Genomic DNA, 25771 nt, shown 5'->3' on the forward strand with positions numbered 1-25771 from the left:
CTCTCTCCGGCTGCGGAGGGAAGCTTGGGTTTTGGATGATGAAATCGGCGGAAACAGCTTTCTTGACCGTGAGTCACAATGAGCTTCAGGCGATGGCTTACACCGATCCGCTGACCGGGTTGGGAAACCGCAATCGCATGCGCGACAAGGTGCTGCAGATCTCCGCCGAGCGGGCCAGCGATCCCGCTCCCTTTACCATCGGCATCGCCAATCTCGACAGCTTCAAGCCGATCAACGATCTCTTTGGTTCCTCGGCCGGCGATGAGATTCTTTGCCAGGTCGCCCACCGGCTCAGGGCCTGCATTCCGGACGGGGCGCTGGTCACCCGTCACGACGGCGACGAATTCGCCTTCGTGCTGCCGTTGGTTTTCGAGCGGGCGAGCGCCGAGAAATTCGGCCAGATGATCCGCGAAGTGCTGTCGGCGCCCTATGACCTCGGGGACCGCAATGTCCGACTGTCCGCCTCCTTCGGCTTCGCCATCTATCCCTTCGCCGGAGAGGACTGCGAAGAACTGTTGAAGAGCGCCGAAACCGCCCTCTATCGTTCCAAGCGCCGCGGCCGCGGCCAGATCACCGTCTATTCGCGTGAAATCGCCCAGGAGATGAAGCGCGCGACACAGCTGGAGCAGGCGCTCAGAAACGCCATCATCTCGGACGCCATCGACGTTCATTTCCAGCCGATCGTCGCGCTTGCCAACAATCAGGTCGTTGGCTTCGAGGCGCTCGCCCGCTGGAACGATCCCGATCTCGGTTTCGTGTCCCCCGGCGTCTTCGTGCCGCTCGCCGAAGAGCGTGGCTTCATCGACGCACTGTCGGAGGCCCTGCTTCGCAAGGCTGCTGAAGCAGCCTTATCCTGGCCGCGTGAACTCTTTCTGTCGTTCAATCTCTCTTCGGCGCAGCTGATGGATCCCGGCACGAGCGGCAGCATCCTGTCGATCCTCGGTCGCGTCGGCTTCGATCCGCACCGCCTGGAACTGGAAATCACCGAGACGGCGGTGATGGGTTCGGCCGACACCGCCCACCGCATCATCGCCGATCTGCGTGCCGCCGGCGTTCGCATCTCGCTCGACGACTTCGGCACGGGCCAGTCGAGCCTCGGTCGTCTGCGCGACTTCATCTTCGACAAGATCAAGATCGACCGCGCCTTCGTTTCGCGCATCAATTCCGACCGCGCCTCCGAACACATCATCAAGGCGATCCTTTCCATGTGCGAAGGCCTGGAACTGGAAGTCGTGGCCGAAGGCATCGAAGATTATGCCGAAGCCGTGAAGCTGCGCACGCTCGGCTGCGGCATGGGCCAGGGCTACCATTTCGGCCGCCCGGCCGATGGCATCGCCACGCTGCGCTTCCTGCACGAGAACTATTACGATATGGCGCCCGCCGAGCGCGTCAGCGCATAAGCAATACCAGCAAAAGTGCGCAGCGGTTTTGCGTCCGGGATTGCGGAAAGCAAAAAGCCAATACCAGCAAAAGTGCGCAGCGGTTTTGCGTCCGGGATTGCGCAAAGCAAAAAGCCAATACCAGCGCAGGTGCGCAGCGGTTTTGCGCGGTGAACTGCATGAAACATGCAAAAAGCAATGGCGCCCCTAGGAGCGCCATCGCCTACGCTGTACTACCGCGCGCGGTTTACTTCGGCGTGGTCGAGCCGGTTGCCGTCGTGTCGGTACCGGTTGCGGCCGGGGCCTTCTCTGCAGACTGCATTGCCAATGTCTTGAACTCGGGCGCAGCCTTCAGCGATTCAGCGGTTTCGGTTGTTGTCAGCTTGAGACTGCCGTCCTGAGTGTTCTGGGCGATGGTGATTTTTTCGATCGGAACGGCGACGTCCTTCTCGCCGATGCCGAGGAAGCCGCCCACGCCGACGATCGCAGCAACGATGCCGCCATCCTTCTTCATGATCAGGTCGTTGATACTACCGATGCTGTCATTGTTGGCGTTGTAGACCGACTGACCGATATAGGTGTTGGCGCTGACCTGGTCCGGAGCCTGCTCCGTCAGATAGGTACCTTGAGCTACATCCGTGCTCGGTTTTGCAGCCGGAGCCTGTGCAGCGTCGCCTGCGGGCTTGGTGACATCAGGGGTGACCGGCTTGGGGGCAGCCGGATCGGCCGGCGCTGCCTGATTGGTCGCGGCGGGATCGGCAGGCTGCGGCGCCGTCTGCGAAAATGCCGCCGGTGCGAAAGCCGTGGCAAACAGCGCGCCAGCGGCAACGGTCGTCAAAAGTTTGCGTGTCATTTCGAACCTACTTTCATTTCCCTAGAGTGATCGCTGACCCGGCAATGCATCATCCTTGCCGCGCCGGTTCGAAGGGAAAATGAGTGGTGCGCCGATTGGTTCCGGTTGAAAACACGGAAAATTTCTCGATTATCACGGAACTTTTATTGGCGAACGGCCCGGAAACGAAAAAGGCGCCCCACTCGGGAGCGCCTTGCATGGCGGCTGGCCGAGTTGCTGTCAGAGCACATAGACGGGATCGAACACGCCCTTGACCTCGATGCCGAGTTCCAGAAGCGCGCCGGCGCTTGGCTGAGCCGAACGGGCATCCTCGTCAAGCCCTTCCCAGGCCGTCGTCACCGCCAGCCGGTCGGCATTGGCGCCGATGAAGGCCGGGCAGGAGGGCTGGACGGCTGGAACCTTGTAGCGCGAGATACGTAAGCCATCGGGATTGTAGCGATCGACGACGCCGGCGCCCCAGCGGGCATTCCAGATATAGCCGTCGGCATCGACGACCGAACCGTCGATACCGCCGGGTTCGTTCATACTGTCGACGAGCACGATCGGCTCGCCCGCAGGCAGACCGGTCTGCGGATCAACCATGACGCGCATCAGCCGGTTGATGCGGGAATCCGTGTAGTAGCCGACCGTGCCATCCGGGGAAAAGCAGATCGAATTCGGAATGCTGATGCCGCTGAAGATCTTTGTCACCTTGCCGCCGGCGACATGATAGATGGCGCCGGCCTGGTTCTCCGCCCGCTTGCTCATCGTGCCGATCCAGAGCGCTCCCGACGGATGGGTGCGGCCGTCATTTGAGCGGTTCTCCGGTCTGTCGTTTTCGAGTGCGGCGTAGAAGGTGAGGTTGCCGCTCACCACGTCACGCACGAAAAGCCCTTCTTCGGTCGCGATGAGCTGCCGTCCGGTATCGACGCGGGCCAGCACGCTTGCCATGACCGGCAGCGAATGGACCTTTTTGGCGCGTGTCGAAAGGTTGAGCTCGTGCAGCTCCTTGCCGAGGATGTTGAACCACCAGACGGTATCGCTGTCCGGATCATAGGTCGGACCTTCGCCGAGAACGGAATTGGTGTTGCAAAGGGTCTTGCCTTCGAACTCGTAAATCTCGGTCATACGTTCACGCTCCCATGGCTGCATCATAGGCGTAAATGGTCGCCTTGGCGCGCTCGGCAACCTCTGCCGCGGTCATTCCGGGCTTGTAGAGGCTGGTGCCGAGGCCGAAGGCTGAGATGCCGGCCCTGGTGTAATCGGCGAAATTCTTGTCCGACACGCCGCCGACGGCGGCAATCGTCAGTTCCGGCGGCAGGATCGCCCGGATCGCCGTGATGCCGGAAGGGCCAAGCACGCTCGCCGGGAAGAATTTGAGACCGGTGGCGCCGGCGCGTGCGGCCGCTAAGGCCTCCGTCGGCGTAAAGACGCCCGGCATCGTCACCATACCATATTCGCGCGCCCGGATGATCACGTCCGGTTCGACATTCGGGGTCACCAGCAGCTTGCCGCCGGCCGCATTCAGGTTGTCGACAGCCTCGACCGTCAGCACCGTACCGGCGCCGATCAGCACCTCGGCCGGCGCCATCTTCGCGGCGATCTCGATGGATTTGAACGGCTCCGGCGAATTGAGCGGAATCTCGATGGCCGTCAGGCCGTTTTCGATCAGGGCGCCGACGATGCTCTTGGTCTCGTCGGGTCGGATGCCGCGCAGGATGGCGATCAGCGGGCGCTTCATGTCAGGGAAGGGGATACGGTTCATCGTGTCAGCTTTCTCAATTCGGCCAGATGGCTTCGGCGGCTGCCGATAGGCCGCGGCGCACGGCCGCGTCGGCGTCGATGGCGGTGAAGGCAAGGGAGAGGGTGTTGAAGGCCTGCTCGTAGAGCGCCTGCAGGCGTCCGGAGGCGACGAGGGTGATATCGGTGCCGTTGGCGGCATCCTGCAGCGCGCCGGCAATTTCGAGGCCGATCAGCGTGCCGGAAAGCCGGGCCTGCGCGGCCGCGGCGGAGACCCCGTGCAGCAGCTGGCCCGAACGGGCGGTAAACAGCAGATTGGAGGCAAGTGCGGGATGCGCAAAGGCCGCCGATACGGCCGCCTCGAAGGCAGCCGCATCCGCCGGCTGTTGTTCGGCACCTGCCACGGCATGCGACAGGATCGTGTTTTTGCTGATCACGTCGAAAAGTTCGCCGGTCATGAAAGTCGAAAAGCCGGCGACCTTGCCGTCCGCCACATGCACCCATTTCGAATGCGTGCCGGGCATGCAGACTGCCTGCGCCGCGGAGTTCGCGCGGTCGAGCGCGCCGAGAAGCTGGGTCTCCTCGCCGCGCATGACATCGGGCCTCGCCACATCCCGCTGGGCAAGGCCCGGCAGGATGCGGATGTCACGGCTTTCACCCGGCACGCGGACCGCCGCGGTGAGGATCGAGGCGAGCGGCGCGGGCACGTCGATATAGCCGGCTTCGACCCAGCCCTGCCTTGCGCCGGCCATGCCGCAAACGATGACAGGCAGACCTTGCGGCGCTTCGACAGCGGTGAGATGGCCCGACAGCACCTGGGAAAAGCCGATCTTAGCCGCGCTCGTCATGCCTTCGCCGCTGCGGCGTTCAGCAAGGATGCCGCCGTCCCTGTCGATCAGCCAGAGCCGGAAACTGCTGGTGCCCCAGTCCACCGCGACGTAAGCGGGATTAGCCATTACAAAACGCCTCCATCGACGATCAGGGACTGAGCGGTCATCGCAGCCGCGCAGTCGGATGCAAGAAACAGGCAGGGACCGACGATGGCATCCGCCTTGAGCGGGAATTTCAGGCATTGCTGCTCGACCGAGCGGGCGATGCTTTCCTCGGTGAGCCACAGCTGCATCTGCCGTTCGGTGACGACCATGCCGGGCAGAATGCAGTTCACCCGGATATTTTCCGGCCCGAGCCGGCCGGCCATGCTCTTCGTCAGTCCGACGACCGCCGCCTTCGCCGCCGCATAGGAAGGAAAGCCGCCCATGTTCAGCTTGAAGGCGATCGATGACATATTGACGATCGCGCCGCCGCCGGCTGCCCGCATCGACGGCGCCACCGCCTGCGAGGTGAAGAACACATGCCGCAGATTGACCGCCTGATTGTTGTCCCAATAGGCCTCGGTCACCGCGTCGAATTCGTGGCGGTCATCCCACGCTGCATTGTTGACAAGCACGCGGATCGGCCCGGATGTCTGAACGACGACATCGACCGTGCGCCGGATCGCCTCGATGTCGCGCAGATCGGCATGGTAGAACAGCACCGGATGCGCCGTTTCCCGCGACAGTCTTTCCGCGAGTTCGCTGCCGGCCGTCTCGGCAATGTCGATGAAGGAGACCTTAGCGCCCTGGCGTGCGAAACCTTCGACGATCGCGGCACCGATGCCCGATCCGCCGCCGGTCACGAGCACGGCGCGATCTTTGAACTCGGGAAATTGTGCTGCCACTGCGCTCACCGTTTCCTCCAGATGTTCCATTATTCGGAACTTAATTTGACTATGTGGAATTATCGGATTATGCTGGTCTACCTGTCAAGGGCGCACGCTTGCCGGCGCGGATCGATTCGATGGCACATAGACAATGACTTCAAGCGACGGCATGGCCCAGGCCCGCGAGACCGGCACCCTCGGCAAATTGATGGTTCTCCTCGATCTCGTCACCCATGCGGATACGCCACTACGCTTCACCGATATCCTGACGCTCGCCGGCCAGCCGCGCGGCACGCTGCATCGCCAGCTCAGCCACCTGGTGGAGGAGGGGTTGCTGGAGCTCGATGGTGACGGCTGTTATGCGCCGGGCCTGCGCCTGCTCGATTTCGCCGCGCGCAGCTGGGCGCGCAACGAATTCCGTCTGGTTGCCGAACCGCACCTGAGCGAACTCCAGCAGGCGACCGGCGAGACGGTGCATCTCGGCGTTCTCCGGGGACAGTCGATCATCTATCTCGACAAGGTCGAAGGCCGTCAGCCGGTGCGCATGTATTCGCAGATCGGCAACGCCTCGCCCTGCTACTGCACCGGCGTCGGCAAGGCCGCTCTTTCGCTGCTTCCGCCCGAAACTCTTGCCGATCTCCTCGCCGGCCTGAACTTCACCAGCTTTACCGCCTCGACACATGCTTCGCCTGAGACGCTTGCCGCCGAAATCCGCGAGATTGCCGAACAGGGCTATGCTTTCGACCTCGAGGAGCACGAGGCCGGCATCCGCTGCGTCGCCGCGCCCGTCTGGTCGGAGGATCGCACCTTCATCGGGGGCATTTCGGTCACGGGCCCGGCCTACCGGCTGTCGATGGAACTTCTGCGTCAGTGGGCCGTTCCCGTACAGCTGGCGGCTGCGAGGATTATGGAGGGCATGCGCGTCCGCCTCGGCCCGCGCCGGTGACGGTATCGCTATCACCTTTGCTGGACGGCTCGCTAAGCATGCTTATGATGAGCGAAATATTGAGATTTGGGGGCGAATCACGCCAAGTGGAATGACCCGCGAATCTACAACCACGCATTGGCTGAAGCCTGTCTGCCGAGACCGCTTCCACGTAATCCAATACACGCTCGTCACGCCTCGATGCAACCGAACCGGCCGCGGCGCCGAAGATGAAAACTGTGATGGTACCCTTGTCGCAAACCTCCACGGAAGAAGACGATTATATCAACGAAATCGCCGGTCTGAAGACGCAGTTCGATATTTTCCGTTTCTTGAAACGCGTCACGGAAGCCTATCGCAGTCGCGCCTTCATGGTTCTCAACCTGCCGCCGATCACCTCTCTCGACCTGCAGGCCAACACCGTCATCACCAGTTGGCCGGCCGAGCTTCTGGCGCTCTACGACCAGGAAGCGCTGATGGTGAACAGCCCGGTTTTGAGGCGGCTTAGAACATCGACGCGGCCTTTCTTTTACGACATGTCGCGGGAGGCCTGGGCGCGGGACGACGGCAAGTCCGTCCTGGTCACGGGGTTGTTCGAGCGTTTCAGGATGATACGCGGCGCCTATTTCCCAACCCACGAGGCCTCCGGCCTGCGCGGTGCCGTCTCCTTCTCCGGCGACCGCGAACCCTTCAGCGCCGCCGAAATGCGCGAGCTTTGTTATATCGCCATCCATGTCTTTGACAGGCTTGCCGAAATCCGCAACCTCGATACGCGCATGACGGATTCGCTAACCGACCGAGAGATCGACTGCCTCAACTGGACGGCGGCCGGTAAGACCAGCGCCGAGATTGCCGAAATCCTCGCGCTGTCGGAGCATACGGTCAATCATTACCTCAACCGCGCCACCAAGAAGCTCGACACGGTCAACCGCACCCAGGCGGTCGCCAAGGCACTGCGGATCGGCCTGATCAAATAAGTCGCAAAGATGGTGGCGCGCCGTGGCCGTCCGCTCAGCTCTTAGGCAGAACCGGGATGTTGCCGCGGCGCTTCTCGGCGCTTTTCCCGATTTTTTCATCTGGCACGCTTTCTGCATCTCCTTTGCCAGAGGTCCAGAGGGGACTTTGATGACCAGCGCCAGGAAATGGCGCGGCCGACACACCGCTGCCCGACGCCGACGCCGCTTCTCTCCCGGCCTTCGGCGTCGGTGGCGGTTGTTGCCTTTTGGCACCGCTTCTTGCGCAGCTGTTTACGATTTCCCCTTCCCGGTCACTTTTCACTGGCCTTTTTTTCGGCTTGCGCTAATTCGCCCCGCATTGCGCCGGTTCTTGGGGAGAGAGACCGTTGCGGCCATCAGGGCGAAAAGCCCGGCGGACTTGATGGCCGCAGCGGATTCGCGGGGTCCCCGCCGGCGTTTTTCGCAGCCGGCAAATTGATTTTCCTCCCGATGATTTTGTTTGGCGAAGACGTGCGGCTCCACTATCTCTACCGCATGATTTCATGCTTTGGCCGGAATTGGCCGAGGCCAAAATCATGTGCGCGCCTTGAAAGACGCGTGGCGCCGTAGTCTGCGAGAAGAAGCAATGAGGGTGGAATGACCGACGTCACCAAGGAACAGGTTCTCGAAACGCTGAAGACCGTGCGCGGACCGGATCTCGAACACGACATCGTCGCGCTCGGCATGGTCTCCGATGTCTTCATCTCCGACGGCAAGGTCTATTTTTCCATCACCGTTCCGGCCGAACGCGCCAAGGAGCTGGAGCCGATGCGGCTCGCCGCCGAGCGCGTCATCAAGGAGATGCCGGGTGTCAAGGGTGCGCTCGTCACGCTGACGGCGGATAAGAAGGCGGCCGCCGCGGCGCCCGCTGCCCGCCCGGCGCCGAACCCGCCCCACGGTCATGCCGGTCATGATCATGGGAGCCACGCGCATGCGCCGCAGCAACAGCCGCCCCGCGCCGGCAAGATCGGTGTCCCCGGTATCGGCGCCATCATTGCCGTCGCCTCCGGCAAGGGCGGTGTCGGCAAGTCCACCACCGCCGTCAACCTGGCCCTCGGCCTGCTCGCCAACGGTCTCCGGGTCGGCATTCTCGATGCCGATATTTACGGCCCGTCGATGCCGCGGCTCTTGAAGATCTCCGGCCGCCCGACGCAGATCGATGGCCGTATCATCAATCCGATGGAGAATTACGGCCTCAAGGTCATGTCGATGGGTTTCCTCGTCGACGAGGAGACGGCGATGATCTGGCGCGGGCCGATGGTCCAGTCTGCCCTGATGCAGATGCTGCGCGAAGTGGCATGGGGCGAGCTCGACGTTCTCGTCGTCGACATGCCGCCCGGCACCGGCGATGCGCAATTGACGATGGCCCAGCAGGTGCCGCTTGCCGGCGCCGTCATCGTTTCCACGCCGCAGGATCTCGCCCTGATCGATGCCCGCAAGGGCCTCAACATGTTCCGCAAGGTCGAGGTGCCGGTTCTCGGCATCGTTGAAAACATGAGCTATTTCATAGCACCCGACACCGGCACCCGTTACGACATTTTCGGTCATGGCGGCGCCCGCAAGGAGGCCGAGCGCATCGGCGTGCCCTTCCTCGGCGAAGTGCCGCTGACGATGAACATCCGCGAAACGTCCGATGCCGGCACGCCGCTCGTCGCCTCCGATCCGAACGGCGTCGTCGCCGGCATCTATCGCGGCATCGCTGCGAAGGTGTGGCAGCAGCTCGGCGGCCAGCCCCAGCGCGCGGCGCCGGCGATCGTCTTTGAATGACGTCTCGGTTTATGGGCAGGACTTCCGGGCCGGAGCGCATGACAGCAAAGCGCTGAAGCGCCGAATCACCGTTGCGACCACCTCGAATTGTGCGGGAAATGTGGTGAAAAGCCGCGCTTCACGGAAGATGTCTTGATTATTTCACGGCTTTGCTTCATATGCCGCGGCGCCATGATGGCATTGCTGCAGATGCTCAATGACGGCCGTCTTCGTTTCGAAGGTCCCGGACCGCCTGCAAGGTCGAAGGGATTGGTAACTGCGATGCGGTGGAGCACAATGCGCATGCTGGCTTTCGAGGCCGGATGCAGCCGGAGTTGTATGAACTTTCTTGATCCGCTTCCGTTTGGGCCTGGAACGAGCCACCCTCGCATTGCCGCGATGGCGGACGGATGGAAAGGCTTGCAATGAAGATGATGACCACGAAGTGTCGTGAGCATCGGAGACGCTGCCGGTGATCACCGCTTACCGTTCCAATTGCAAATCGGTCGAGATCCGCGATCTCTCGCAGCCGGCAGCTTTTCCCGAGGATGTCGTCTGGATCGATATGCTCGAGCCGAGCCGCGAGGAGGAGCTTTATGTCGAGAAGGTTCTCGGCATTGAGGTGCCGACTCGCGACGATCTCAAGGACATCGAACCGTCGGCTCGCCTTTATATCGAAAACGACGCCGTCTTCATGACCGCTTCGCTCGTCTGGAAGGCTGACACCGACGCGCCGACGCTGACTGATGTCGCTTTCATCCTGGCCGGAAACCGCCTGGTCACCATCCGCTACGCCCAACCGAAATCCTTTGCGCTGTTCATCGCCGCCCTTCACCGGCTGCCGGAAAACTGGCGCAGCGGCGCGGCCCTTCTCGCCAAGCTGCTGGAGACGATCGTCGACCGGACCGCCGAAATCCTCGAAACCTCCGTCTCGCGCATCGACATCTTGTCGACGCATGTCTTCGGCAGGGCGAATAAGGTCCGCAAGCCTTCGAACTACCTCGAGCAGAAATTGCGCGATATCGCCGGTCATCACCGCATGATCAGCAAGCTGCGCGACAGTCTCGGCTCGCTTTCCCGGCTTCTGACGTTCTTTTACACGGTCCCGGCGATCCAGCAGGACCGCGAGGCGAAGGAGCTCTGCCGCACTGTCTCGCGCGATATTCAATCGCTGTCGGAGCATGCCTCCTTTGTCGCCGGCAACATCACCTTCCTGCTCGACGCCTCACTCGGCCTCATCAACATCGAACAGAACTCGATCATCAAGATTTTCTCGATCGCCTCCGTCGTGTTCCTGCCGCCGACATTGGTCGCTTCCATCTATGGCATGAATTTTCAGGTCATGCCGGAACTGGCCTGGGCGGCGGGTTATCCCTATTCGCTGGCCTTGATGGTAATATCAGCCGTCATCCCCTTTTTCTTTTTTCGCTGGAAAGGCTGGCTCTGAAGAGCCTGTTGAAATTTCATGTCCGAAGAGAGCGATCCGCACGAACGCCACATGACGCCGCGCAAGCTGTTCTATCTCGCGCTCGGTTCCGTTGGTGTCGTCTACGGCGATATCGGCACGAGCCCGCTCTACGCTTTTCGCGAAGCGCTGAAGCCCGTCGCCCATGACGGCGTCACCCGTTTCGAGATCATCAGTCTTATTTCCCTGATGATCTGGGCGCTGACCATTATCGTCACCATCAAATACGTCCTCTTCCTGCTGCGCGCCGACAACGACGGTGAGGGCGGCACGCTGTCGCTGCTCGCCCTTCTGATGAAGACCGCCAACGGCCATACCGCACTGCTGATGCTGCTCGGACTGATGGGCGCTGCCCTGTTCCTCGGCGATGCGATGATCACGCCGGCACTTTCGGTGCTGTCGGCGGTCGAAGGTCTGAAACTCGTCACGCCCAGCCTGGCGGAATATATCGTGCCGATCTCGGTGGTGATTCTGGCGCTGCTCTTCGTCGTGCAATCGCGCGGCACCGGTGCCGTCGCCAAGTTCTTCGGGCCGATCACTGCTCTCTGGTTCCTCGTCATGGCCGCCGCCGGCATCTCCCATATCTCAGACGATTTCGGCATCCTCGCCGCCTTCAACCCCTATTATGCTGTCAGCTTCCTGCTGCATGAGGGCTTTTACGGCGTCGTCGTGCTCGGTGCCGTCTTCCTGACGGTAACGGGCGCCGAGGCGCTTTATGCCGACCTCGGCCATTTCGGCCGCCGCCCGATTCAATGGGCCTGGTTCCTGCTGGTGTTTCCGGCGCTGACGCTGAATTATCTCGGGCAGGGTGCGCTCGTCCTCGGCAATCCGATGACGATGTCCGACCCCTTCTATCTGATGTATCCGCAATGGGCGTTGCTGCCGGTCGTCATCCTGGCGACGGCGGCGACGATCATCGCCAGCCAGGCCGTCATAACGGGCGCCTTTTCGCTGGTGCGCCAGGGCATCAACCTCGGCTTCCTGCCGCGCATGGAAATCCTTTTCACCTCAGAAACCAACACGGGACAGATCTTCGTGCCGTCGGTCAACGCCGTGCTGTTCTTCGGCGTCATCTTCCTGGTGCTGAGCTTCAAGACCTCGGACGCATTGGCGACCGCCTACGGCATCTCAGTCACCGGCGCCATGGTCGTCACCTCGATCATGGCCTTCGAATTCGTCCGAGCACGCTGGAACTGGTCGCTGCCGGTCGCCGTGATCGCGCTCGCGCCACTCGTCGTGCTGGAAATGATCTTCCTCGGCGCCAACCTTCTGAAGATCCACGATGGCGGCTATATCCCGATCCTGATCGCCACCGCCTTTACCGTCGTCATGTGGACCTGGCGCCGCGGCACCGCGATCCTGATGGAGAAGACCCGGCACACCGATATTCCGCTCGCCTCCTTCGTCAGTTCCATCGAGCGCAAGAGCGAGCATTCGCCGGCCCAGGTTCCGGGGACGGCGATCTTCCTGACCAGCGATCCGGAATCGGCCCCCGCCGCCCTGCTGCACAATCTCAAGCACAACCACGTGCTTCACGACCGCAACGTCATCCTGACGATCCGCACCGTCAATAAGCCGCGGGTGGCGAGCCAGGACCGCTACAAGGTCGAGCAGATTTCCCCGCGTTTCTCCCGTGTCGAACTGCTGTTCGGCTTCATGGAATCGCAGAACGTCTCGCAGGCGCTCGCGACGCTGCGCAAGACCGGACTGAAGTTCGACATCATGTCGACCTCCTTCTATCTCGGCCGTCGCAAGCTGGTGCCGGATGCCAAGTCGGGCATGCCCTACTGGCAGGACCGGCTCTACATCGCGCTGGCCAACGCCGCCGCCAACCCCTCGGACTATTTCCGCCTGCCGGCCAACCGGGTGGTGGAGCTGGGCTCGCACGTTATTATTTGATGGATGGGAAGTGATTGCTGACTCAGCGCCCGCGCTTTCGATTTGCCCTTCCGCCACCTAACCTCCGTCATGCTCGGCCTTGAGCCGAGCATCTACACCGCACCCACCAGCAGCTGAGGCATGGGTCCGCGGCTCAAGTCCGAGGACGACGGAGATTGGGGATTCGTTTCCGTCGAACTCGCCCCGCAGGTTCGGGTCAACAGGCATAGCGCCACCACGAGCGCAGCGGCTCCTGGTGGACGAAGTTATCAGCCATATTAGAACATCCAAAAACTCACACTGCTACTTTCCGGCACGCCTCGTTAACCAGGCATCAAGGTTAATGAGAGATTTTCCATGGCATGTTCCCGCGTTCCATGCCCGGAGTTCGTGTTGCGTCGAAAGAGCCCTTCCCGTAGCAAGCTGCGTCTTCTTCCCGAGAACTGGGTGTCGCCCGCCATCTTCGGGCTTGCCGGCTGGCTGATCTTCCCGAGCGTTGCCTCCCACGCCGATCTCGCCACCATGCTTGCCGGTCTCGACCGTGAGGGGGAGAGCTGGCGCATGGTGCTGACCAATTCGCCGGCCGGCTCCATCCATCAGGCCGAGCTCGCCTTCGCCGATCCGGCAGCGACCGGCTCAATCGCCTCGGGCGCCGGCATGGTGCTGCCCGACGGCCGCAAGGTGGCTTTTACGGCCAAGGACAAGGGGCACGAGGACACGCCGGACGAGGACCGGGTCATTCGCGGCACGAAGAAGGGCCGCGTCGTCGCCATCGAGAAGATGCAGCCGCCGAAAGACTTTTCCGCCGGCTCCATTCTTGAGCGCACCAAGATGCTGTTCACTCCGAATTTCGATCTCAAGGACAGGTCGGCTTTCGTCAAGCCGAAGATCCAGGGTAGGGAAATCGAGATCGCCACCTCTTTCTATAGGAAACAGCCGGTGAGGCCGGAGGTCGGCGTGCCGGCGATGCTCGCAAGCCTCGTCACCAGCAACAAGGCCGACGTGCTTGCCACCGCCTATGCGCCGGCGGCACCGGATTATGCCCGCCAGTCGCCCTTCGATTCGATCCTGACCGAACCGGACAGCGGCCGCTTCGTCCCCCAGATCGGTCCGGGCGACCACGCCTGGGCGGCAAGCGTGCTGCCGCCGAGCGTCTTTTCCGCCCGCGAGCAGCAATGCCTTGCCTCAGGCATATATTTCGAGGCGCGCGGGGAATCGGTGAAGGGCCAGGCGGCAGTCGCCCAGGTCATACTCAACCGCGTTCGCAACCCCGCCTATCCCAAGAGCATCTGCGGCGTCGTCTACCAGAACGAGGATTGGCGCAACCGCTGCCAGTTTTCCTTCGCCTGCGACGCCATCAAGGACCGGGTGAATTCGCAATATCACTGGCGGGTCGCCCGCGACGTGGCCATGGCGGTGACATCAGGCAGGATCTGGCTGCCGCAGGTGGGGTCGGCGACGCACTACCATGCCGTTTACGTCTGCCCGAAATGGGCAAAGACCATGGAAAAGGTCGGGCGCATCGGTCTTCACGTCTTCTATCGCACCTATGGCGGCGGCTGGAGCTGAGAGAAAGCGTTGGGGGATGCCGATTTTCCGCCCCCAAAAGCGGATTCTTTCCGTCGAATTTGCGCGCTCGACCGGAAATCGACTTAACCATCTGATTTTACAAATTTATTTTCTGGCTGGACAGAAGCCGTCTACGCCTTGACTATACCAAGCCCTAAAACTATGTTGCGCGCGACTTCAGAACGGGCCGGAAGGGTCTCAACCTTCGCGTCCGGGGTCCGAATGACCGGGGTAGCGGGAGTGCGGGCGACGGGCAGGCGAGGAGAGATCCATGGCGGACGACCGCGAGGAAAGTCTTGAGAAGCGCCGTGCGCAGCTGGAAGCGGAACTCGCGACCAAGCGCGTAGAGGCGAAAGTGGAAGAGGCAAGCGAAGCCCGCGCCGAGGAAAGCCGCAAAGGTTATGCCCAGGCGATGAAGCTTTCCAGCGAGTTCATTTCCGCGATCGTCGTCGGCGCCGTCCTTGGCTATCTTCTCGACCGTTTTGTTGGCACGGCGCCTTGGGGGTTGATTGTTCTTCTGCTTCTCGGATTCTGTGCCGGCGTTCTGAACGTGCTGCGTTCTGCGGGGGTGGTGGCCCACCCTCTGGACAAGGACGACAAGAAATAGGGGGCCGGTCCCGGTCCAGTGCAATGACCCCGCGTCCTGCGGGCCAAAGAGAGAGAACAAGCGGTGTCTAACGATCCGACTCATCAGTTCCTGATCCAGAAGATTGTGCCGATCGAAATCGGCGGAATTGATTTTTCGTTCACCAACGCATCGCTCTTCATGGTCGCTTCGGCAGCCGTTGCCGCAGGCTTCCTTTATTTCTCGACCTCGAACCGCGCCATCGTGCCCGGCCGTTCGCAGTCGGTCGCGGAAATGTCCTATGAATTCATCGCCAATATGCTGAAGGAGGGCGCGGGCAAGCAGGGGATGAAGTTCTTCCCGCTGGTCTTTTCGCTCTTCATGTTCGTGCTGACGGCGAACCTGCTCGGCATGTTCCCCTATTTCTTCACGATCACCAGCCAGATCATCGTCACCTTCGCGCTGGCGATTCTCGTCATCGGTACGGTGCTCGCCTACGGTTTCTATAAGCACGGTTTCCACTTCCTGAATGTCTTCGTGCCCTCGGGCGTGCCCGGCATATTGCTGCCGCTGGTCGTCTCGATCGAAATCATTTCCTTCCTGTCCCGTCCGATTTCGCTCTCCGTTCGTCTTTTCGCCAACATGCTCGCCGGTCACATCACGCTGAAGGTGTTCGCAGGCTTCGTCGCCTCGCTTGGAACCCTCGGTGCGGTCGGTGTCGGCGGCGCCGTTCTTCCCCTCATCATGACCGTCGCCCTGACCGGTCTCGAGTTCCTCGTCGCCTTCCTTCAGGCTTACGTCTTCGCGGTGCTGACTTGCATGTACCTCAACGACGCAATCCATCCGGGCGGGCACTAAGGATAACGACAACGACGTCTCCAGGGCGTCAGTCATTCGCCGCAACAACCATTTCAAAGGAGTTCAACATGGAAGCGGAAGCAGCAAAGTTCATCGGTGCAGGCCTGGCTTGCTTTGGTATGGCCGGTACGGCTCTCGGCCTCGGCAATATCTTCGGCAGCTACCTCTCCGGCGCTCTGCGCAATCCGTCTGCCGCTGACAGCCAGTTCGGCCGTCTGGTATTCGGCTTCGCCGTTACGGAAGCTCTGGGCATCTTCTCGCTGCTCGTCGCTCTCCTCCTCCTCTTCGCTGTCTGATATCGGCGAATAGATGGATCACGGCCTGCGACCGCAAGCCGTGATCCTTTGCATTTGCAGTCCACCTGGAGGTGAGCATGTTTTTTGTGACCCCGGCTTACGCTGAAGAAGCACCGGCGGCAGCGACCGGCACGGATGCGCATGCCGCTCCGGCCGCAGGCGAGGTCCATACCGAGACCGGTGTTGCCGAAGGCGAACACGCCCGCGGCCCGTTCCCGCCTTTCGATTCGACGACCTACGCCTCCCAGCTGCTCTGGCTGGTGATTACGTTCGGCGTCTTCTACCTCCTTATGCAAAAGGTCATTGCGCCGCGCATCGGGGCCATCCTCGACCAGCGCCACACGCGCATCTCCCAGGACCTGGAAGAAGCAGGCCGCCTGAAAGCGGAAGCCGATGCCGCCGTCGAGACCTATGAAGGCGAACTGGCCGCTGCCCGCGCCAAATCCCACGCGATCGGTTCCGCCGCCCGCGACGCCGCCAAGGTCAAGGCCGAAGAGGATCGCCGCACCGTCGAGGCCAGCCTGTCGGAAAAGATCAAGGCTGCGGAAGCCCGGATCGCCGACATCAAGGCCAAGGCCTTCGCCGACGTCGGCACCATTGCCGAGGAAACGGCAGCCGCCGTCGTCGAACAGCTGATCGGCAGCAGCGCTGCGCAGGCAGATGTCGCCGCCGCCGTCGCGGCCGCCAAGAAGGAGGCTTGATCGATGGAATTTCATTTCGACGCGACTTTCTTCGCCTTTGTCGGCCTCGTCCTCTTTCTGGCGCTGGTCGTCTATCTGAAGGTTCCGGGCATGATGGCACGCTCGCTCGACGACCGCGCCGACCAGATCCGTAATGAATTAGCCGAAGCCAAGCGCCTGCGCGAGGAAGCCCAGCATCTGCTCGCTGAATACCAGCGCAAGCGCAAGGAAGCGGAAGCGGAAGCGGCCCATATCGTTGCCGCCGCTGAGCGCGAAGCCGAGATGCTGACCGCCGAGGCGAAGAAGAAGACGGAAGAATTCGTCGCCAACCGCACGGCGCTCTCGGAGCAGAAGATCAAGCAGGCCGAGGCCGATGCGATGAAGGCGGTGCGTTCCGCCGCCGTCGACCTTGCCATCGCGGCCGCAGAAACGGTGCTGGCCAAGAAGGCCGACGGCAAGGTCCAGTCCGAGCTCTTCGGCAACGCCGTCGGACAGGTCAAGACACGGCTCAACTGAGCGGTATCAACTGGAATAAGGAAAGGCCGGGCATGTCCCGGCCTTTTTCTTTGGTGATAAGGCCTGTTCTTTGCTTGGCCTCGTGCGGAGGCAGCGTAGCGTCCCTGCTCCGGCGTCCGCCCCTCATCCGGCTGCCGCCACCTTCTCCCCGCTTGCAGGGAGAAGGGGACATGCAGCAACCTTTCTGTCCCCTCCACTCTGTCCTTTTGCAGCTCGCTCTCGGATGGCCTTACGAGTGGACGTGTCTGCGAGAGCTAGACTAAGAGGGGAACGGAGAGGGTGCGGTATATCCCCTTCTCCCGCATGCGGGGAGAAGGTGGCGGCAGCCGGATGAGGGGCTGATCGCCAGTCCAAAGGCGGAATATGCCGATCTTTTTTCGGCGACTATTCCGAAAGCAGTTCGTCCATCTCAGGCTCGTCGCCGTCCTTCCGCAGTGGCCGAAAGCTCATCCGGTGCAGGGAGCAGGGGCCGTGCTGTTCAATGCCGGCGCGGTGCTGCGCCGTGCCGTAGCCGGCGTGGGCCGCAAAACCGTAATCGGGAAATACATGATGCGCCCGCGCCATCATCCGATCGCGCGTCACCTTGGCGACGATAGAGGCGGCGGCGATAGAAACCGAGCGGGCGTCACCCTTGACCACGGCCTGTCCTGGGCAATCGAGGCCGGGCGGCACATCAAGCCCATCTGTCAGGACGTAGCTTGCGGGAATGGCGAGGCTGCAGATGGCGCGGCGCATCGCGTCAAGGCTTGCCTTGCGTATGTCCGTTTCGTCGATCCGGGTCGAGCTGGAGGAGGCGATGGAAACCGTCGCCGTCGCCAGGATCTGCGCGAAGAGTTCTTCGCGCCGCTGGGCCGAGAGCTGCTTGGAATCGTTGAGGCCTTCAGGGATGCGCTTCGGATCGAGGATGACCGCAGCGGCCACCACGGGCCCCGCCAGCGGCCCGCGGCCTGCCTCGTCGGCGCCGGCGACCGGCCAGTGGCCGGCCTTGCGTGCTTTGAGCTCGAGCTTGAAATCCGGCACGAGAGGGACCGTGTCGAAAAGCAGGGGAGAATCGGGTGGCGTGCGACGTTTCATGCGGCTGAACCTCGCACGCCAACCCGATTTCCCGCAAGTCCCCGGATCAGGGCGGCGGCCGGGGACGGTCCGGCGGATGGAGGCGGTCAGGGCCATCCGCGGAAATTGCGCTCGGGGCTCGAAAACAGGGCGGATTTTCTGAGCAGCCGATGCGCAAGCTTAAAAAATCAGAGCAGCGACAGCTGTACGCCGCTGCCATCCGGTGGCACGAACAGATCGTCGCGCAACGGCACGCTGCGGCGTGTCAGCTCGAAGCGTCTCGCCGCCATTTCGAAGCGCCGGGCGATCTGCCAGGCATAGGGGCCGGCGCCCTTCATGCGCTTGCCGAATTCGGCGTCGTAATCCTTGCCGCCGCGCATCGAGCGCACCAGCGACATCACGTGCCGGTAACGATCGGGATAGTGCTGCAGCAACCAGTCGCGAAAGAGCGGGCTGACTTCAAGCGGCAGCCTGAGGATGACATAACTCGCCCCGGTCGCGCCGGCAGCCTTCGCCGATTCCAGAATGCGCTCCAATTCGTGATCGTTCAGCGCCGGGATCAGCGGAGCGGCCATGACGGCAGTCTGGATCCCTGCCTCAGACAGCGCATGAATGGTCTCCAGCCGTCGCGGCGGCGTGGCGGCGCGCGGTTCCATCGCCCGGGCAAGCTTGCGGTCGAGCGTGGTGACCGAGATGCCGACGCGCACCAGGTTTTTGCCGGCCATCTCCTGCAGAATGTCGAGATCGCGCAGGATCATCGCCGACTTGGTGACGATCGACACCGGATGGTTCGCCTTGTTCAGCACCTCGAGGATGCCGCGCATAATGCGCCATTCCTTCTCGATCGGTTGATAGGGGTCGGTATTGGTGCCGATCGCGATCACCCTCACCTTGTACCCCGGCTTGGCGAGCTCCCGCTCCAAGAGCTTCGCCGCATCGGGCTTGGCGAAGAGCTTCGTCTCGAAATCGAGCCCCGCCGAAAGCCCCATATAGGCGTGCGTCGGGCGGGCGAAACAATAGATGCAGCCGTGCTCGCAGCCGCGATAGGGATTGATCGAGCGGTCGAAAGAAAGGTCCGGCGATTCATTGCGTGTAATCGCGGTGCGCGGCTTTTCGATCTGAACCACGGTCTTGAACGGTGGCAGTTCTTCCAGCGTCTGCCAACCGTCGTCGAAGGTCTCCCGCTGCAGCGTTTCGAACCGGCCTGTTGGGTTCAGTCCCGCTCCACGCCCGCGCCGCCGGTCAACCTCGACCCGAAGACCGGAGGACACGATCATCGCATCGGCAATATCTGCCGTATTGGCAGGCGCGAATGCGGCCTGCCCTGCCAGGGACTGCTCTCTCATCGGATTCTCCCGCAGCGGAAAGCCGTTGTCTCCGCCCGTTTGTGATGATTAAATTCCTATCGATAAAACGAGAACAATGCAAGAACAAAATACGTAAAACGGTGCTGGCAAAAAATTGTGCGGCGCATTATGAATAGTCGATGTTGACGGTTGTTCTCGAATGCCAGGATCAGGAATCCGAACTGGCGCAGACCTTATCGGTATTGGTGGCAGGCGCGGTGGAAGGGCTCGTCAGCGATGTGATCGTGCTCGATCACGGCTCGCGCGACGGCACCTCGCGGGTCGCCGACGCCGCCGGCTGCCGGTTCCATTCACAATGGGATATCAAGGACATCGTGCGCTCCGCCCGAGGCGAATGGCTGCTCTTTATCGAGCCGGGCGCCAGGCCGCAGGCCGGCTGGATCGATGAGATCGCCGAATATGTGGCGCTGAATAAGACACCAGCGCGCTTTGCCGCGTCGCGCGGCTACCGCCGCCCGTTCTTCCAGCGCGTTGCCCGCGGTCGACCGCCGCTGGAGCTTGGCTTGTTGATGCCGAAGAACCTGGCGCTCGCCGCCGCCAGAAGCGGGATGCCTGTTGCCGACTTCGCCAAGGGCCAGAAGCCGCGCAAGCTTGCAAGTGAATTGATTCCTTCCTGGGTGGCGCGTGCCACGCGGTAGAATGCCCGTCGCTGCATCGACCCTGTCTGAGAGATTGTCTCTCACCTAACCCTCTCCCCGTAGAAGCGGGGTGAGGGGACGTGCCCCAATGCAACGTCGAGATGGAGAAAGCCGGCGCGGCATATCCCCTTCGCCCGCAAGCGGGAAGGTGGCGGCAGCCGGATGGCTGGTCTCGTCGCAAGCGCGCTTTGGTGATTACTTCCCGCCATCGCGCAAAGATGGCGTCCAATAGAATTTCGCGCTATAATTCACCTATGGCGCCGCCGAAGCGCCGCGCTTCGCAACGGGTGCCGTGGAATGCCGGTGAACGGCAGAACAGGTCGGCGAAAAATCTCCTCTTCTGCCGGGTTTCCGGCGAAAGGAGGTGCGTCATGCCACGCGGTAGGATTTACCGCATGCGCGGTAGGATCTACGGCGTACGCGGTAGGATCTACGGCCTGCTGGCCGTCATATTGCCGACATTGGTGATCGCGCATCCGAATTCAGCAGCATCGCAGACGATGCTCAGTTGCGCAGGCCGATCCGACGTCGTCAGTTTCCTCGACAGGAATTTCGGTGAGAAGCTCACCGCCGTCGGCCTGATCAACCAAAACGCCGTTCTCGAGGTCTATGCCGCCAAAAGCGGCACCTGGACGCTCGTCGTCACGGATGTCCACGGCATAAGTTGCATTCTGCTGTCGGGTGATAGCTGGGATTCGATGCCGGCTCTGCCGGGCATTGCCACATAACAAAGGCCAGCGCGTCGGCCTCGAAAGTCTAAATCGGGTTTTCGACGGCGCGATCGCGGCACTGTAACGGCAGCGCCAGTCTATTTCTTTGCGCCGCGTTTCAGATGCTCGTCCAGGCGCGGCATGATCTCGACAAAGTTGCAAGGCACGCTCCGATAGTCGAGCTGTGCTTTCAATATGCCGTCCCAGGCGTCCCGGCAGGCTCCGGGCGAGCCGGGCAGGGCGAAGATGAACGTGGAGTTGGCAACGCCCGCGGTGGCGCGCGACTGGATGGTCGCCGTGCCGATCTTGTCATAGGAGATACGGTGGAAGACAGCGGAAAAGCCATCCATGCGCTTTTCGAACAGCGGCTCCAGCGCTTCGGGCGTCACGTCTCGGCCGGTAAAGCCGGTGCCGCCCGTGGTGATAACGACATCGATCTCATCCCGCTCGGTCCAGGCTTTGACCTGAGCGGCGATTTTCTCCCGGTCGTCGGGCACGATCGCCCGCTCGACCAGCCTGTGGCCGGCCTCGGCGATCCGCGCCGCCAGCGTATCGCCGGACTTGTCCGTCTCCGGCGTGCGCGTATCCGAGACGGTGAGGACGGCTATGCCGACGGCGATGAAGGGCCGTTTTTCGTCCAAACCTGCCATCACATGCCTCCCGAAACCGTTTCCGTCGCCTGGAAATACCAGTCGGGCTGCGCCTCGTGAAGAGCCGCCGTCGCATCGCGCGCGGCGGCCATATTGGCGAAGATTCCGAAGCAGGTGGCGCCGGAGCCGGACATGCGGGCAAGAAGAGCGCCCTCAGCCTGCAGCATCGCCGAGATCGCCGCGATTTCGGGCACGGCTTCGCGTGCCGGTGGCTCCAGGTCGTTGCGAGCCGCGCCGATCGCCGCAAGCCAGCCTTCGGTGTGTGCGAGCCTCAGGGGTGAATTGTTCTTTGCCGTGAGCCGCCGGAAAACCTCCGGCGTCGAAACGCCCTTCAGCGGGTTGGCCAGCACCATGGCAAAGGCCGGCAGATCGGGCACGGCTTCGATCTCCTCCCCGATGCCGCGGGCAATCAGCGGCCGGCTCTCGAGGCACATGGGCACGTCGGCGCCGAGCTTCAGCGCCAGCGCCGCCAGCGGTTCCACCGGCAATCGCAAGCCCCAGAGGCGCATCAGCCCCCGCAGGGTCGCCGCCGCATCGGCCGAGCCGCCGCCGATGCCGGAGGCAACGGGCAGGTTCTTCTGGAGATGGATGTGAACAGGGAAGGCAAGGGCGCCGACAGCCTCGCGCAGGAGATCGCGCGCTCTGATTACAAGGTTGGTGTCGCCGTCGCCGGCAAGCGTCTCTCCGAAGCGGCCCGACAGGGTGAAGGCGTCGGCCTGCGCGGGCAGGAAGCCCAGCCGGTCGCCGCAATCTGCGAAGGTCACCAGCATATCGAGCATGTGATAGCCGTCCGGCCGCTGGCCCGTCACATGCAGGGCGAGATTGATCTTCGCGCGCGCCTCTTCGGTGACGCCGAAAGCGTCGGCCAAGCCCTGCTCAGGCATCGGTCGCGCCCGTCAGGACTTCTTGTCGACCGGCGGCGGGGTGACCGGCGCCGGATCCGGTTGCTTCTTGTCGGCCGCCTTGGCATCGTCGCTAGCGGGCAGACCGTTTGCGATCTTTTCCTTGATCTTCGGAATTTCGGCCGCTTCAGGCTCGGAGGCGAGCGCCCGGTTCCACTGGTAGACTGCTTCGAGCTTGCGCCCGACCCGCCAGTAGGCATCGCCGAGATGGTCGTTGATCGTCGCGTCGCCGGCCTTGATCTGCGCAGCCCGCTCCAGCTCGTCGACGGCGTCGTCGAAGCGGTTAAGGCGGAAATAGGCCCAGCCGAGCGAATCGATGATGTAGCCGTCGTCAGGGCGAAGATCGACAGCCTTCTTGATCATGGCGAGGCCGTCGTCGAGATTCCGGTTCATGTCGATCCAGGAATAGCCGAGATAGTTCAGCACCTGCGGCTGGTCGGGGTTGAGCTCCAGGGCTTTTCGGAAATTCGGTTCGGCCTGGTCCCACTTCTTCAGCCGCTCATAGGCAATGCCGCGCTGGAAGAAGACGCTCCAGTTGGCGCGGCCGGGGATTGGGCCGATCACTTCGACCGCCTTGTCGTAATTGGCGGCCATCGCCTCGTAGTCCTTGGCGTCGGAGAGCACGCTGCCATAGGCGAGGTAGCTGCGGATATCCTTCGGATCGGAGGCGATCAGCGCCTGCAGGTGCTTGCGCGCCTCGTCGACCTTGCCGCCCTGGGCAAGGGCGAGGCCGAGTTGAAGCTCGGAGATGCGTCGCATCGGCGAATCTTCCGGCACCTTCTTATAGAGGGAGATGGCGCGGTCCATCTGGTTCTGCTTTTCGGCGATGCCGCCGAGCAGCACCAGTGTATCGGCGCTGTTGGGGTCGAGCGCCTTCGCGGTCTGCAGGTAGAGAGAGACGATATCCTCGGCGCCATCGCGGTTCAGAGCACCGCCGACGGAGAAGAGCACGCCGGCGGCGCCTTCTTCGGCCGTCTTGACCTGCTGCTCCTGCTTCTCGCCCTTCTCGATGCTGTCGCGCAGCGCATTCAGCGGCGCGTAGTTCGGCAGCAGATTATCGCCGACGGAAACCGCATCGAGCGCCTTCTGCTTGTTGCCCTGCGCCGCCTCCAGGCGGGCAAGCGCCATCACCGCGCGCATGAAGGTGTCGGGCGCCGTCGCCCCGCCTTCCTTGTCGAGCACGGCGTCGTTGAGATGCTGGCGGGCCGACTTCACATCGCCGGTAACGACGGCGATCGCGCCGGCATTGTAGTTCTGAAAGATGCGGAACCAGTCCGGCCCCTTCATCTTCTCGACCATGGCGAGCGCTTCCTTGCCGCGGCCGGCGCCGACGCGGGCCCAGGCGAGCAGGAGGTCGTTCATCATCCGGTCGAGATCGTTCGGACCCTTATATTTCAGGATCGACTCGGCTGTCTTGTAGTCGTCGCGGCGCACGGCATCCATGGCGCGCACGATCGTGGTGATACGCTCGACCGAAGGATCGCTCTTCAGATCATTGGCGTATTTGACGCCTTCCTTGATGTCGCCGTTGAGCAGCAGCGAGATCATCAGCCGCTGACGGATCTCGGGATTGCCGGGTTCGATCTGCAGCGCCTTCTTGTAGAGCGCGATCGCGGTCTCGTAATCGTGATCGACATCGGCTGTGCGCGCGGCGAGGAAGGCGCCTGAGAACGTGGTGACGTTATCGGCATCGAAGAAGCTCTCGGCTTTGCCGGCATCGCCCGCCTTGGCCGCATCTTCGGCACTCACGCCGGCGACGCCGCCAAGCGAAAGGACAGCCGCCAGCGCTGCGCTCGTAAGGAGACGGATGGCAATTCTCTGCCGCATTAGAAAACCTTTCTTCGAGAGCGTCCGGCCGCTGCCGGTCGCAAATCAGTCGTCATCACTGAGTCATAACAGGATGGCTTTTTTGGAGCGGCGCTGCAAGAAAATCAGCCTCGATCGCGGCGTTCGATCAATTGACGCGCTCGATGCAGAAGTCGATCACTTCCATCAGAGCGGATTTCCATACCGTATCGGGTAGCGGCGCCAGCGCGTCCCGCGCGATCGTGCCGTAATGGACCGCCCGGCCGATCGTGTCGCTCAGCGTGCCGTATTTGGTGATCAGCCCGAGCGCTTTTTCCAGGTTGGCGTCGCTGCTGTTGCCGGCCTCGATCGCATCACGCCAGAATGCGCGCTCTTCCGTCGTGCCGCGGCGATAGGCGAGGATGACGGGCAGCGTGATCTTGCCTTCGCGGAAATCGTCACCGACATTCTTGCCGAGATCGGCGGCCTTGCCGCCATAGTCGAGCGCGTCGTCGACGAGCTGAAAGGCGAGGCCGAGATTCATGCCGTAGGATTTCAGCGCATTGCGGCCGGAGCGGCCGGCATCGGCAACGATCGGCCCGACTTCGGCGGCGGCCGCAAAGAGAGCCGCCGTCTTGGCGCGGATGACGGAGAGGTAATCGTCCTCCGTCGTTTCCATGTTCTTGGCGACGGAAAGCTGCAGCACTTCACCTTCGGCGATCACGCATGCCGCGGAAGACAGGACGTCGAGCGCATCGAGCGAGCCGACATCGACCATCATGCGGAAGGCCTGGCCGAGCAGGAAGTCGCCGACCAGCACGCTTGCCTGGTTGCCCCAGATCATCCGCGCCGTCGATTTGCCGCGGCGCAGGTCGCTTTCGTCGACGACGTCGTCATGCAGCAGCGTCGCCGTATGCATGAATTCGACCGAGGTGGCGAGCTTGATGTGGTTTTCGCCGCGATAGTCGAACAGTGAGGCGGCCGCCAGCGTCAGCATCGGCCGCAGCCGCTTGCCGCCTGATGAGATCAGATGGTTCGCCACTTCGGGGATCATCTGCACGTCGGAGCCGGCCTTGGACAGAATGAGCTGGTTCACCCGCTCCATGTCAGCCCGGGTGAGATCGACCAACGGCTTGATGGATGCCAGTTTGTTTTTGCTTTCTTCAAGCGGTATGACCACGCCCAACGACCCGGACTCCTGTTCACTCATTGCATCTGACAATAGAAAGGGGCGATGGACGCGGCAAGGGGTGAATTGTCGCGTTAGCCGAAATTGGAAGGAAAAAGACGGCAAATGCATGAACTTATCCGCGCTAACGATCCCGTTCTGCTCTCCTTCGCCGAGAGCCTGATGAAGGATGCCGGAATTCACTGCTTCATCGCCGATCAGGGCATGAGCGTGCTGGAAGGCTCACTCGGCATGCTGCCGCGCCGCCTGCTGGTGGATGAGGATATGGCCGACCGGGCCCGCCGCATTCTGATCGATGCCGGCCTCGGCGGCGAACTGCGCGACAGGACGTGAG

At 62.3% G+C, this 25771-nt stretch carries 26 protein-coding genes and 1 pseudogene; 15 read left to right on the plus strand and 12 right to left on the minus strand.

The window, feature by feature from the left end:
* The first annotated feature begins 35 nt into the window (after nucleotides 1-35).
* Nucleotides 36-1400: a putative bifunctional diguanylate cyclase/phosphodiesterase gene (locus ACQ7C1_RS01910; protein ID WP_430957104.1), complete on the plus strand. Its 1365-nt coding sequence runs from the start codon at nucleotides 36-38 to the stop codon at nucleotides 1398-1400.
* On the opposite strand, the pseudogene ACQ7C1_RS01915 reads toward ACQ7C1_RS01910, so the two are convergent.
* The 6 genes and pseudogenes from ACQ7C1_RS01915 to ACQ7C1_RS01940 form a co-directional block, all read right to left on the minus strand.
* Nucleotides 1367-1567 (minus strand): annotated as a pseudogene (locus ACQ7C1_RS01915) (hypothetical protein); the annotation flags it as partial. The gene ACQ7C1_RS01910 and the pseudogene ACQ7C1_RS01915 sit on opposite strands and share 34 nt — an antisense overlap.
* 59 nt (nucleotides 1568-1626) lie before the next feature.
* Nucleotides 1627-2232, minus strand: a complete 606-nt coding sequence (locus ACQ7C1_RS01920; protein WP_430957105.1) for a PRC-barrel domain-containing protein — start codon at nucleotides 2230-2232, stop codon at nucleotides 1627-1629.
* A 219-nt stretch (nucleotides 2233-2451) separates the two neighbouring features.
* Nucleotides 2452-3339 (minus strand): SMP-30/gluconolactonase/LRE family protein, encoded by an 888-nt coding sequence (locus tag ACQ7C1_RS01925; protein ID WP_430957106.1) that lies wholly within the window; start codon nucleotides 3337-3339, stop codon nucleotides 2452-2454.
* A 4-nt stretch (nucleotides 3340-3343) separates the two neighbouring features.
* Nucleotides 3344-3976: a 2-dehydro-3-deoxy-6-phosphogalactonate aldolase gene (locus ACQ7C1_RS01930; RefSeq protein ID WP_430957107.1), complete on the minus strand. Its 633-nt coding sequence runs from the start codon at nucleotides 3974-3976 to the stop codon at nucleotides 3344-3346.
* A 13-nt stretch (nucleotides 3977-3989) separates the two neighbouring features.
* Nucleotides 3990-4907 carry a 2-dehydro-3-deoxygalactonokinase gene (locus tag ACQ7C1_RS01935; protein WP_430957108.1) on the minus strand — a complete coding sequence of 306 codons (918 nt, stop codon included), beginning with the start codon at nucleotides 4905-4907 and terminating at the stop codon, nucleotides 3990-3992.
* Nucleotides 4907-5698, minus strand: coding sequence for an SDR family NAD(P)-dependent oxidoreductase (locus ACQ7C1_RS01940; RefSeq protein WP_430957109.1), 792 nt, complete (start codon nucleotides 5696-5698; stop codon nucleotides 4907-4909). Before ACQ7C1_RS01940 ends, ACQ7C1_RS01935 begins: the two co-directional genes overlap by 1 nt.
* Before the next feature lie 103 nt (nucleotides 5699-5801).
* On the opposite strand from ACQ7C1_RS01940, the gene ACQ7C1_RS01945 reads away from it, so the two are divergent.
* The 11 genes from ACQ7C1_RS01945 to ACQ7C1_RS01995 all read left to right on the plus strand — a co-directional run bounded on the left by ACQ7C1_RS01945 (nucleotide 5802) and on the right by ACQ7C1_RS01995 (nucleotide 17143).
* A complete protein-coding gene (locus tag ACQ7C1_RS01945; RefSeq protein ID WP_183702993.1) occupies nucleotides 5802-6596 on the plus strand; it encodes an IclR family transcriptional regulator in 795 nt (264 codons plus the stop codon).
* 221 nt (nucleotides 6597-6817) lie between these two features.
* The gene (locus ACQ7C1_RS01950; protein ID WP_183703084.1) at nucleotides 6818-7552 is read left to right on the plus strand and encodes a LuxR family transcriptional regulator; all 735 of its coding nucleotides are present in this window, start codon (nucleotides 6818-6820) and stop codon (nucleotides 7550-7552) included.
* Nucleotides 7553-8167: 615 nt separating this feature from the next.
* Nucleotides 8168-9337: an Mrp/NBP35 family ATP-binding protein gene (locus ACQ7C1_RS01955; protein ID WP_430957110.1), complete on the plus strand. Its 1170-nt coding sequence runs from the start codon at nucleotides 8168-8170 to the stop codon at nucleotides 9335-9337.
* 451 nt (nucleotides 9338-9788) lie between these two features.
* Complete coding sequence (locus tag ACQ7C1_RS01960) at nucleotides 9789-10763, plus strand: magnesium transporter CorA family protein (protein ID WP_430957111.1); 975 nt, start codon at nucleotides 9789-9791, stop codon at nucleotides 10761-10763.
* Between the two features lie 18 nt (nucleotides 10764-10781).
* Nucleotides 10782-12680, plus strand: coding sequence for a potassium transporter Kup (locus tag ACQ7C1_RS01965; protein ID WP_085777138.1), 1899 nt, complete (start codon nucleotides 10782-10784; stop codon nucleotides 12678-12680).
* 336 nt (nucleotides 12681-13016) lie between these two features.
* Nucleotides 13017-14228, plus strand: a complete 1212-nt coding sequence (locus ACQ7C1_RS01970; protein ID WP_430957112.1) for a cell wall hydrolase — start codon at nucleotides 13017-13019, stop codon at nucleotides 14226-14228.
* A gap of 271 nt (nucleotides 14229-14499) precedes the next feature.
* Nucleotides 14500-14835 carry an AtpZ/AtpI family protein gene (locus ACQ7C1_RS01975; RefSeq protein WP_085777140.1) on the plus strand — a complete coding sequence of 112 codons (336 nt, stop codon included), beginning with the start codon at nucleotides 14500-14502 and terminating at the stop codon, nucleotides 14833-14835.
* 63 nt (nucleotides 14836-14898) lie between these two features.
* On the plus strand, nucleotides 14899-15651 hold the full coding sequence (locus tag ACQ7C1_RS01980; RefSeq protein ID WP_085777141.1) for a F0F1 ATP synthase subunit A: 753 nt from the start codon (nucleotides 14899-14901) through the stop codon (nucleotides 15649-15651).
* Between the two features lie 68 nt (nucleotides 15652-15719).
* Nucleotides 15720-15947: a F0F1 ATP synthase subunit C gene (locus ACQ7C1_RS01985; RefSeq protein ID WP_003588243.1), complete on the plus strand. Its 228-nt coding sequence runs from the start codon at nucleotides 15720-15722 to the stop codon at nucleotides 15945-15947.
* 77 nt (nucleotides 15948-16024) lie between these two features.
* Nucleotides 16025-16648 carry a F0F1 ATP synthase subunit B gene (locus ACQ7C1_RS01990; protein ID WP_085777142.1) on the plus strand — a complete coding sequence of 208 codons (624 nt, stop codon included), beginning with the start codon at nucleotides 16025-16027 and terminating at the stop codon, nucleotides 16646-16648.
* Between the two features lie 3 nt (nucleotides 16649-16651).
* The gene (locus ACQ7C1_RS01995) at nucleotides 16652-17143 is read left to right on the plus strand and encodes a F0F1 ATP synthase subunit B (RefSeq protein ID WP_085777143.1); all 492 of its coding nucleotides are present in this window, start codon (nucleotides 16652-16654) and stop codon (nucleotides 17141-17143) included.
* A 384-nt stretch (nucleotides 17144-17527) separates the two neighbouring features.
* On the opposite strand, the gene ACQ7C1_RS02000 is transcribed toward ACQ7C1_RS01995, so the two are convergent.
* Nucleotides 17528-18217, minus strand: a complete 690-nt coding sequence (locus ACQ7C1_RS02000; protein ID WP_183703011.1) for a ribonuclease HII — start codon at nucleotides 18215-18217, stop codon at nucleotides 17528-17530.
* Between the two features lie 167 nt (nucleotides 18218-18384).
* Entirely contained in the window at nucleotides 18385-19542 is a 1158-nt protein-coding gene (locus ACQ7C1_RS02005) for a PA0069 family radical SAM protein (RefSeq protein WP_430957113.1), read from the minus strand.
* A 140-nt stretch (nucleotides 19543-19682) separates the two neighbouring features.
* Between ACQ7C1_RS02005 and ACQ7C1_RS02010 the strand changes: the two genes are divergently transcribed.
* Nucleotides 19683-20201, plus strand: coding sequence for a glycosyltransferase family A protein (locus ACQ7C1_RS02010; RefSeq protein ID WP_085777146.1), 519 nt, complete (start codon nucleotides 19683-19685; stop codon nucleotides 20199-20201).
* A 371-nt stretch (nucleotides 20202-20572) separates the two neighbouring features.
* A complete protein-coding gene (locus ACQ7C1_RS02015) occupies nucleotides 20573-20929 on the plus strand; it encodes a hypothetical protein (protein WP_430957114.1) in 357 nt (118 codons plus the stop codon).
* An 80-nt stretch (nucleotides 20930-21009) separates the two neighbouring features.
* Here the strand turns inward: ACQ7C1_RS02015 and moaB are convergent, their stop codons facing one another.
* The 4 genes from moaB to ACQ7C1_RS02035 all read right to left on the minus strand — a co-directional run bounded on the left by moaB (nucleotide 21010) and on the right by ACQ7C1_RS02035 (nucleotide 25434).
* Nucleotides 21010-21561, minus strand: coding sequence for a molybdenum cofactor biosynthesis protein B (moaB, locus tag ACQ7C1_RS02020; RefSeq protein ID WP_430957115.1), 552 nt, complete (start codon nucleotides 21559-21561; stop codon nucleotides 21010-21012).
* A complete protein-coding gene (locus tag ACQ7C1_RS02025; protein WP_430957116.1) occupies nucleotides 21561-22445 on the minus strand; it encodes a 4-(cytidine 5'-diphospho)-2-C-methyl-D-erythritol kinase in 885 nt (294 codons plus the stop codon). The genes moaB and ACQ7C1_RS02025 overlap by 1 nt, the downstream gene beginning before the upstream one ends.
* A gap of 12 nt (nucleotides 22446-22457) precedes the next feature.
* Nucleotides 22458-24290: a tetratricopeptide repeat protein gene (locus tag ACQ7C1_RS02030; protein WP_430957117.1), complete on the minus strand. Its 1833-nt coding sequence runs from the start codon at nucleotides 24288-24290 to the stop codon at nucleotides 22458-22460.
* Nucleotides 24291-24417: 127 nt separating this feature from the next.
* Entirely contained in the window at nucleotides 24418-25434 is a 1017-nt protein-coding gene (locus ACQ7C1_RS02035; RefSeq protein ID WP_285194730.1) for a polyprenyl synthetase family protein, read from the minus strand.
* A gap of 108 nt (nucleotides 25435-25542) precedes the next feature.
* Here ACQ7C1_RS02035 and ACQ7C1_RS02040 point away from each other — a divergent pair, with 108 nt between their 5' ends.
* Nucleotides 25543-25770, plus strand: a complete 228-nt coding sequence (locus tag ACQ7C1_RS02040) for a DUF2007 domain-containing protein (protein WP_085777151.1) — start codon at nucleotides 25543-25545, stop codon at nucleotides 25768-25770.
* Nucleotide 25771: the final 1 nt, after the last annotated feature.

This window comes from Rhizobium sp. Nf11,1, from assembly GCF_050587665.1.
Taxonomy (GTDB): Bacteria; Pseudomonadota; Alphaproteobacteria; order Rhizobiales; family Rhizobiaceae; genus Rhizobium.

What these genes read in the sequence shown, in the direction of transcription:
- ACQ7C1_RS02040 (WP_085777151.1), top strand. Translation starts at nt 25,543, where the DNA reads ATGCATGAACTTATCCGCGCTAACGATCCCGTTCTGCTCTCCTTCGCC.
- ACQ7C1_RS01925 (WP_430957106.1), bottom strand. Translation starts at nt 3,339, where the DNA reads ATGACCGAGATTTACGAGTTCGAAGGCAAGACCCTTTGCAACACCAAT.
- moaB (WP_430957115.1), bottom strand. Translation starts at nt 21,561, where the DNA reads ATGGCAGGTTTGGACGAAAAACGGCCCTTCATCGCCGTCGGCATAGCC.
- ACQ7C1_RS02030 (WP_430957117.1), bottom strand. Translation starts at nt 24,290, where the DNA reads ATGCGGCAGAGAATTGCCATCCGTCTCCTTACGAGCGCAGCGCTGGCG.
- ACQ7C1_RS01945 (WP_183702993.1), top strand. Translation starts at nt 5,802, where the DNA reads ATGACTTCAAGCGACGGCATGGCCCAGGCCCGCGAGACCGGCACCCTC.
- ACQ7C1_RS01950 (WP_183703084.1), top strand. Translation starts at nt 6,818, where the DNA reads ATGGTACCCTTGTCGCAAACCTCCACGGAAGAAGACGATTATATCAAC.
- ACQ7C1_RS01930 (WP_430957107.1), bottom strand. Translation starts at nt 3,976, where the DNA reads ATGAACCGTATCCCCTTCCCTGACATGAAGCGCCCGCTGATCGCCATC.
- ACQ7C1_RS01975 (WP_085777140.1), top strand. Translation starts at nt 14,500, where the DNA reads ATGGCGGACGACCGCGAGGAAAGTCTTGAGAAGCGCCGTGCGCAGCTG.
- ACQ7C1_RS01910 (WP_430957104.1), top strand. Translation starts at nt 36, where the DNA reads ATGATGAAATCGGCGGAAACAGCTTTCTTGACCGTGAGTCACAATGAG.
- ACQ7C1_RS02010 (WP_085777146.1), top strand. Translation starts at nt 19,683, where the DNA reads ATGTTGACGGTTGTTCTCGAATGCCAGGATCAGGAATCCGAACTGGCG.
- ACQ7C1_RS02015 (WP_430957114.1), top strand. Translation starts at nt 20,573, where the DNA reads ATGCCACGCGGTAGGATTTACCGCATGCGCGGTAGGATCTACGGCGTA.
- ACQ7C1_RS01990 (WP_085777142.1), top strand. Translation starts at nt 16,025, where the DNA reads ATGTTTTTTGTGACCCCGGCTTACGCTGAAGAAGCACCGGCGGCAGCG.
- ACQ7C1_RS01920 (WP_430957105.1), bottom strand. Translation starts at nt 2,232, where the DNA reads ATGACACGCAAACTTTTGACGACCGTTGCCGCTGGCGCGCTGTTTGCC.
- ACQ7C1_RS02025 (WP_430957116.1), bottom strand. Translation starts at nt 22,445, where the DNA reads ATGCCTGAGCAGGGCTTGGCCGACGCTTTCGGCGTCACCGAAGAGGCG.
- ACQ7C1_RS01965 (WP_085777138.1), top strand. Translation starts at nt 10,782, where the DNA reads ATGTCCGAAGAGAGCGATCCGCACGAACGCCACATGACGCCGCGCAAG.
- ACQ7C1_RS01955 (WP_430957110.1), top strand. Translation starts at nt 8,168, where the DNA reads ATGACCGACGTCACCAAGGAACAGGTTCTCGAAACGCTGAAGACCGTG.
- ACQ7C1_RS02000 (WP_183703011.1), bottom strand. Translation starts at nt 18,217, where the DNA reads ATGAAACGTCGCACGCCACCCGATTCTCCCCTGCTTTTCGACACGGTC.
- ACQ7C1_RS01970 (WP_430957112.1), top strand. Translation starts at nt 13,017, where the DNA reads ATGGCATGTTCCCGCGTTCCATGCCCGGAGTTCGTGTTGCGTCGAAAG.
- ACQ7C1_RS01995 (WP_085777143.1), top strand. Translation starts at nt 16,652, where the DNA reads ATGGAATTTCATTTCGACGCGACTTTCTTCGCCTTTGTCGGCCTCGTC.
- ACQ7C1_RS01940 (WP_430957109.1), bottom strand. Translation starts at nt 5,698, where the DNA reads ATGGAACATCTGGAGGAAACGGTGAGCGCAGTGGCAGCACAATTTCCC.
- ACQ7C1_RS02005 (WP_430957113.1), bottom strand. Translation starts at nt 19,542, where the DNA reads ATGAGAGAGCAGTCCCTGGCAGGGCAGGCCGCATTCGCGCCTGCCAAT.
- ACQ7C1_RS01985 (WP_003588243.1), top strand. Translation starts at nt 15,720, where the DNA reads ATGGAAGCGGAAGCAGCAAAGTTCATCGGTGCAGGCCTGGCTTGCTTT.
- ACQ7C1_RS01935 (WP_430957108.1), bottom strand. Translation starts at nt 4,907, where the DNA reads ATGGCTAATCCCGCTTACGTCGCGGTGGACTGGGGCACCAGCAGTTTC.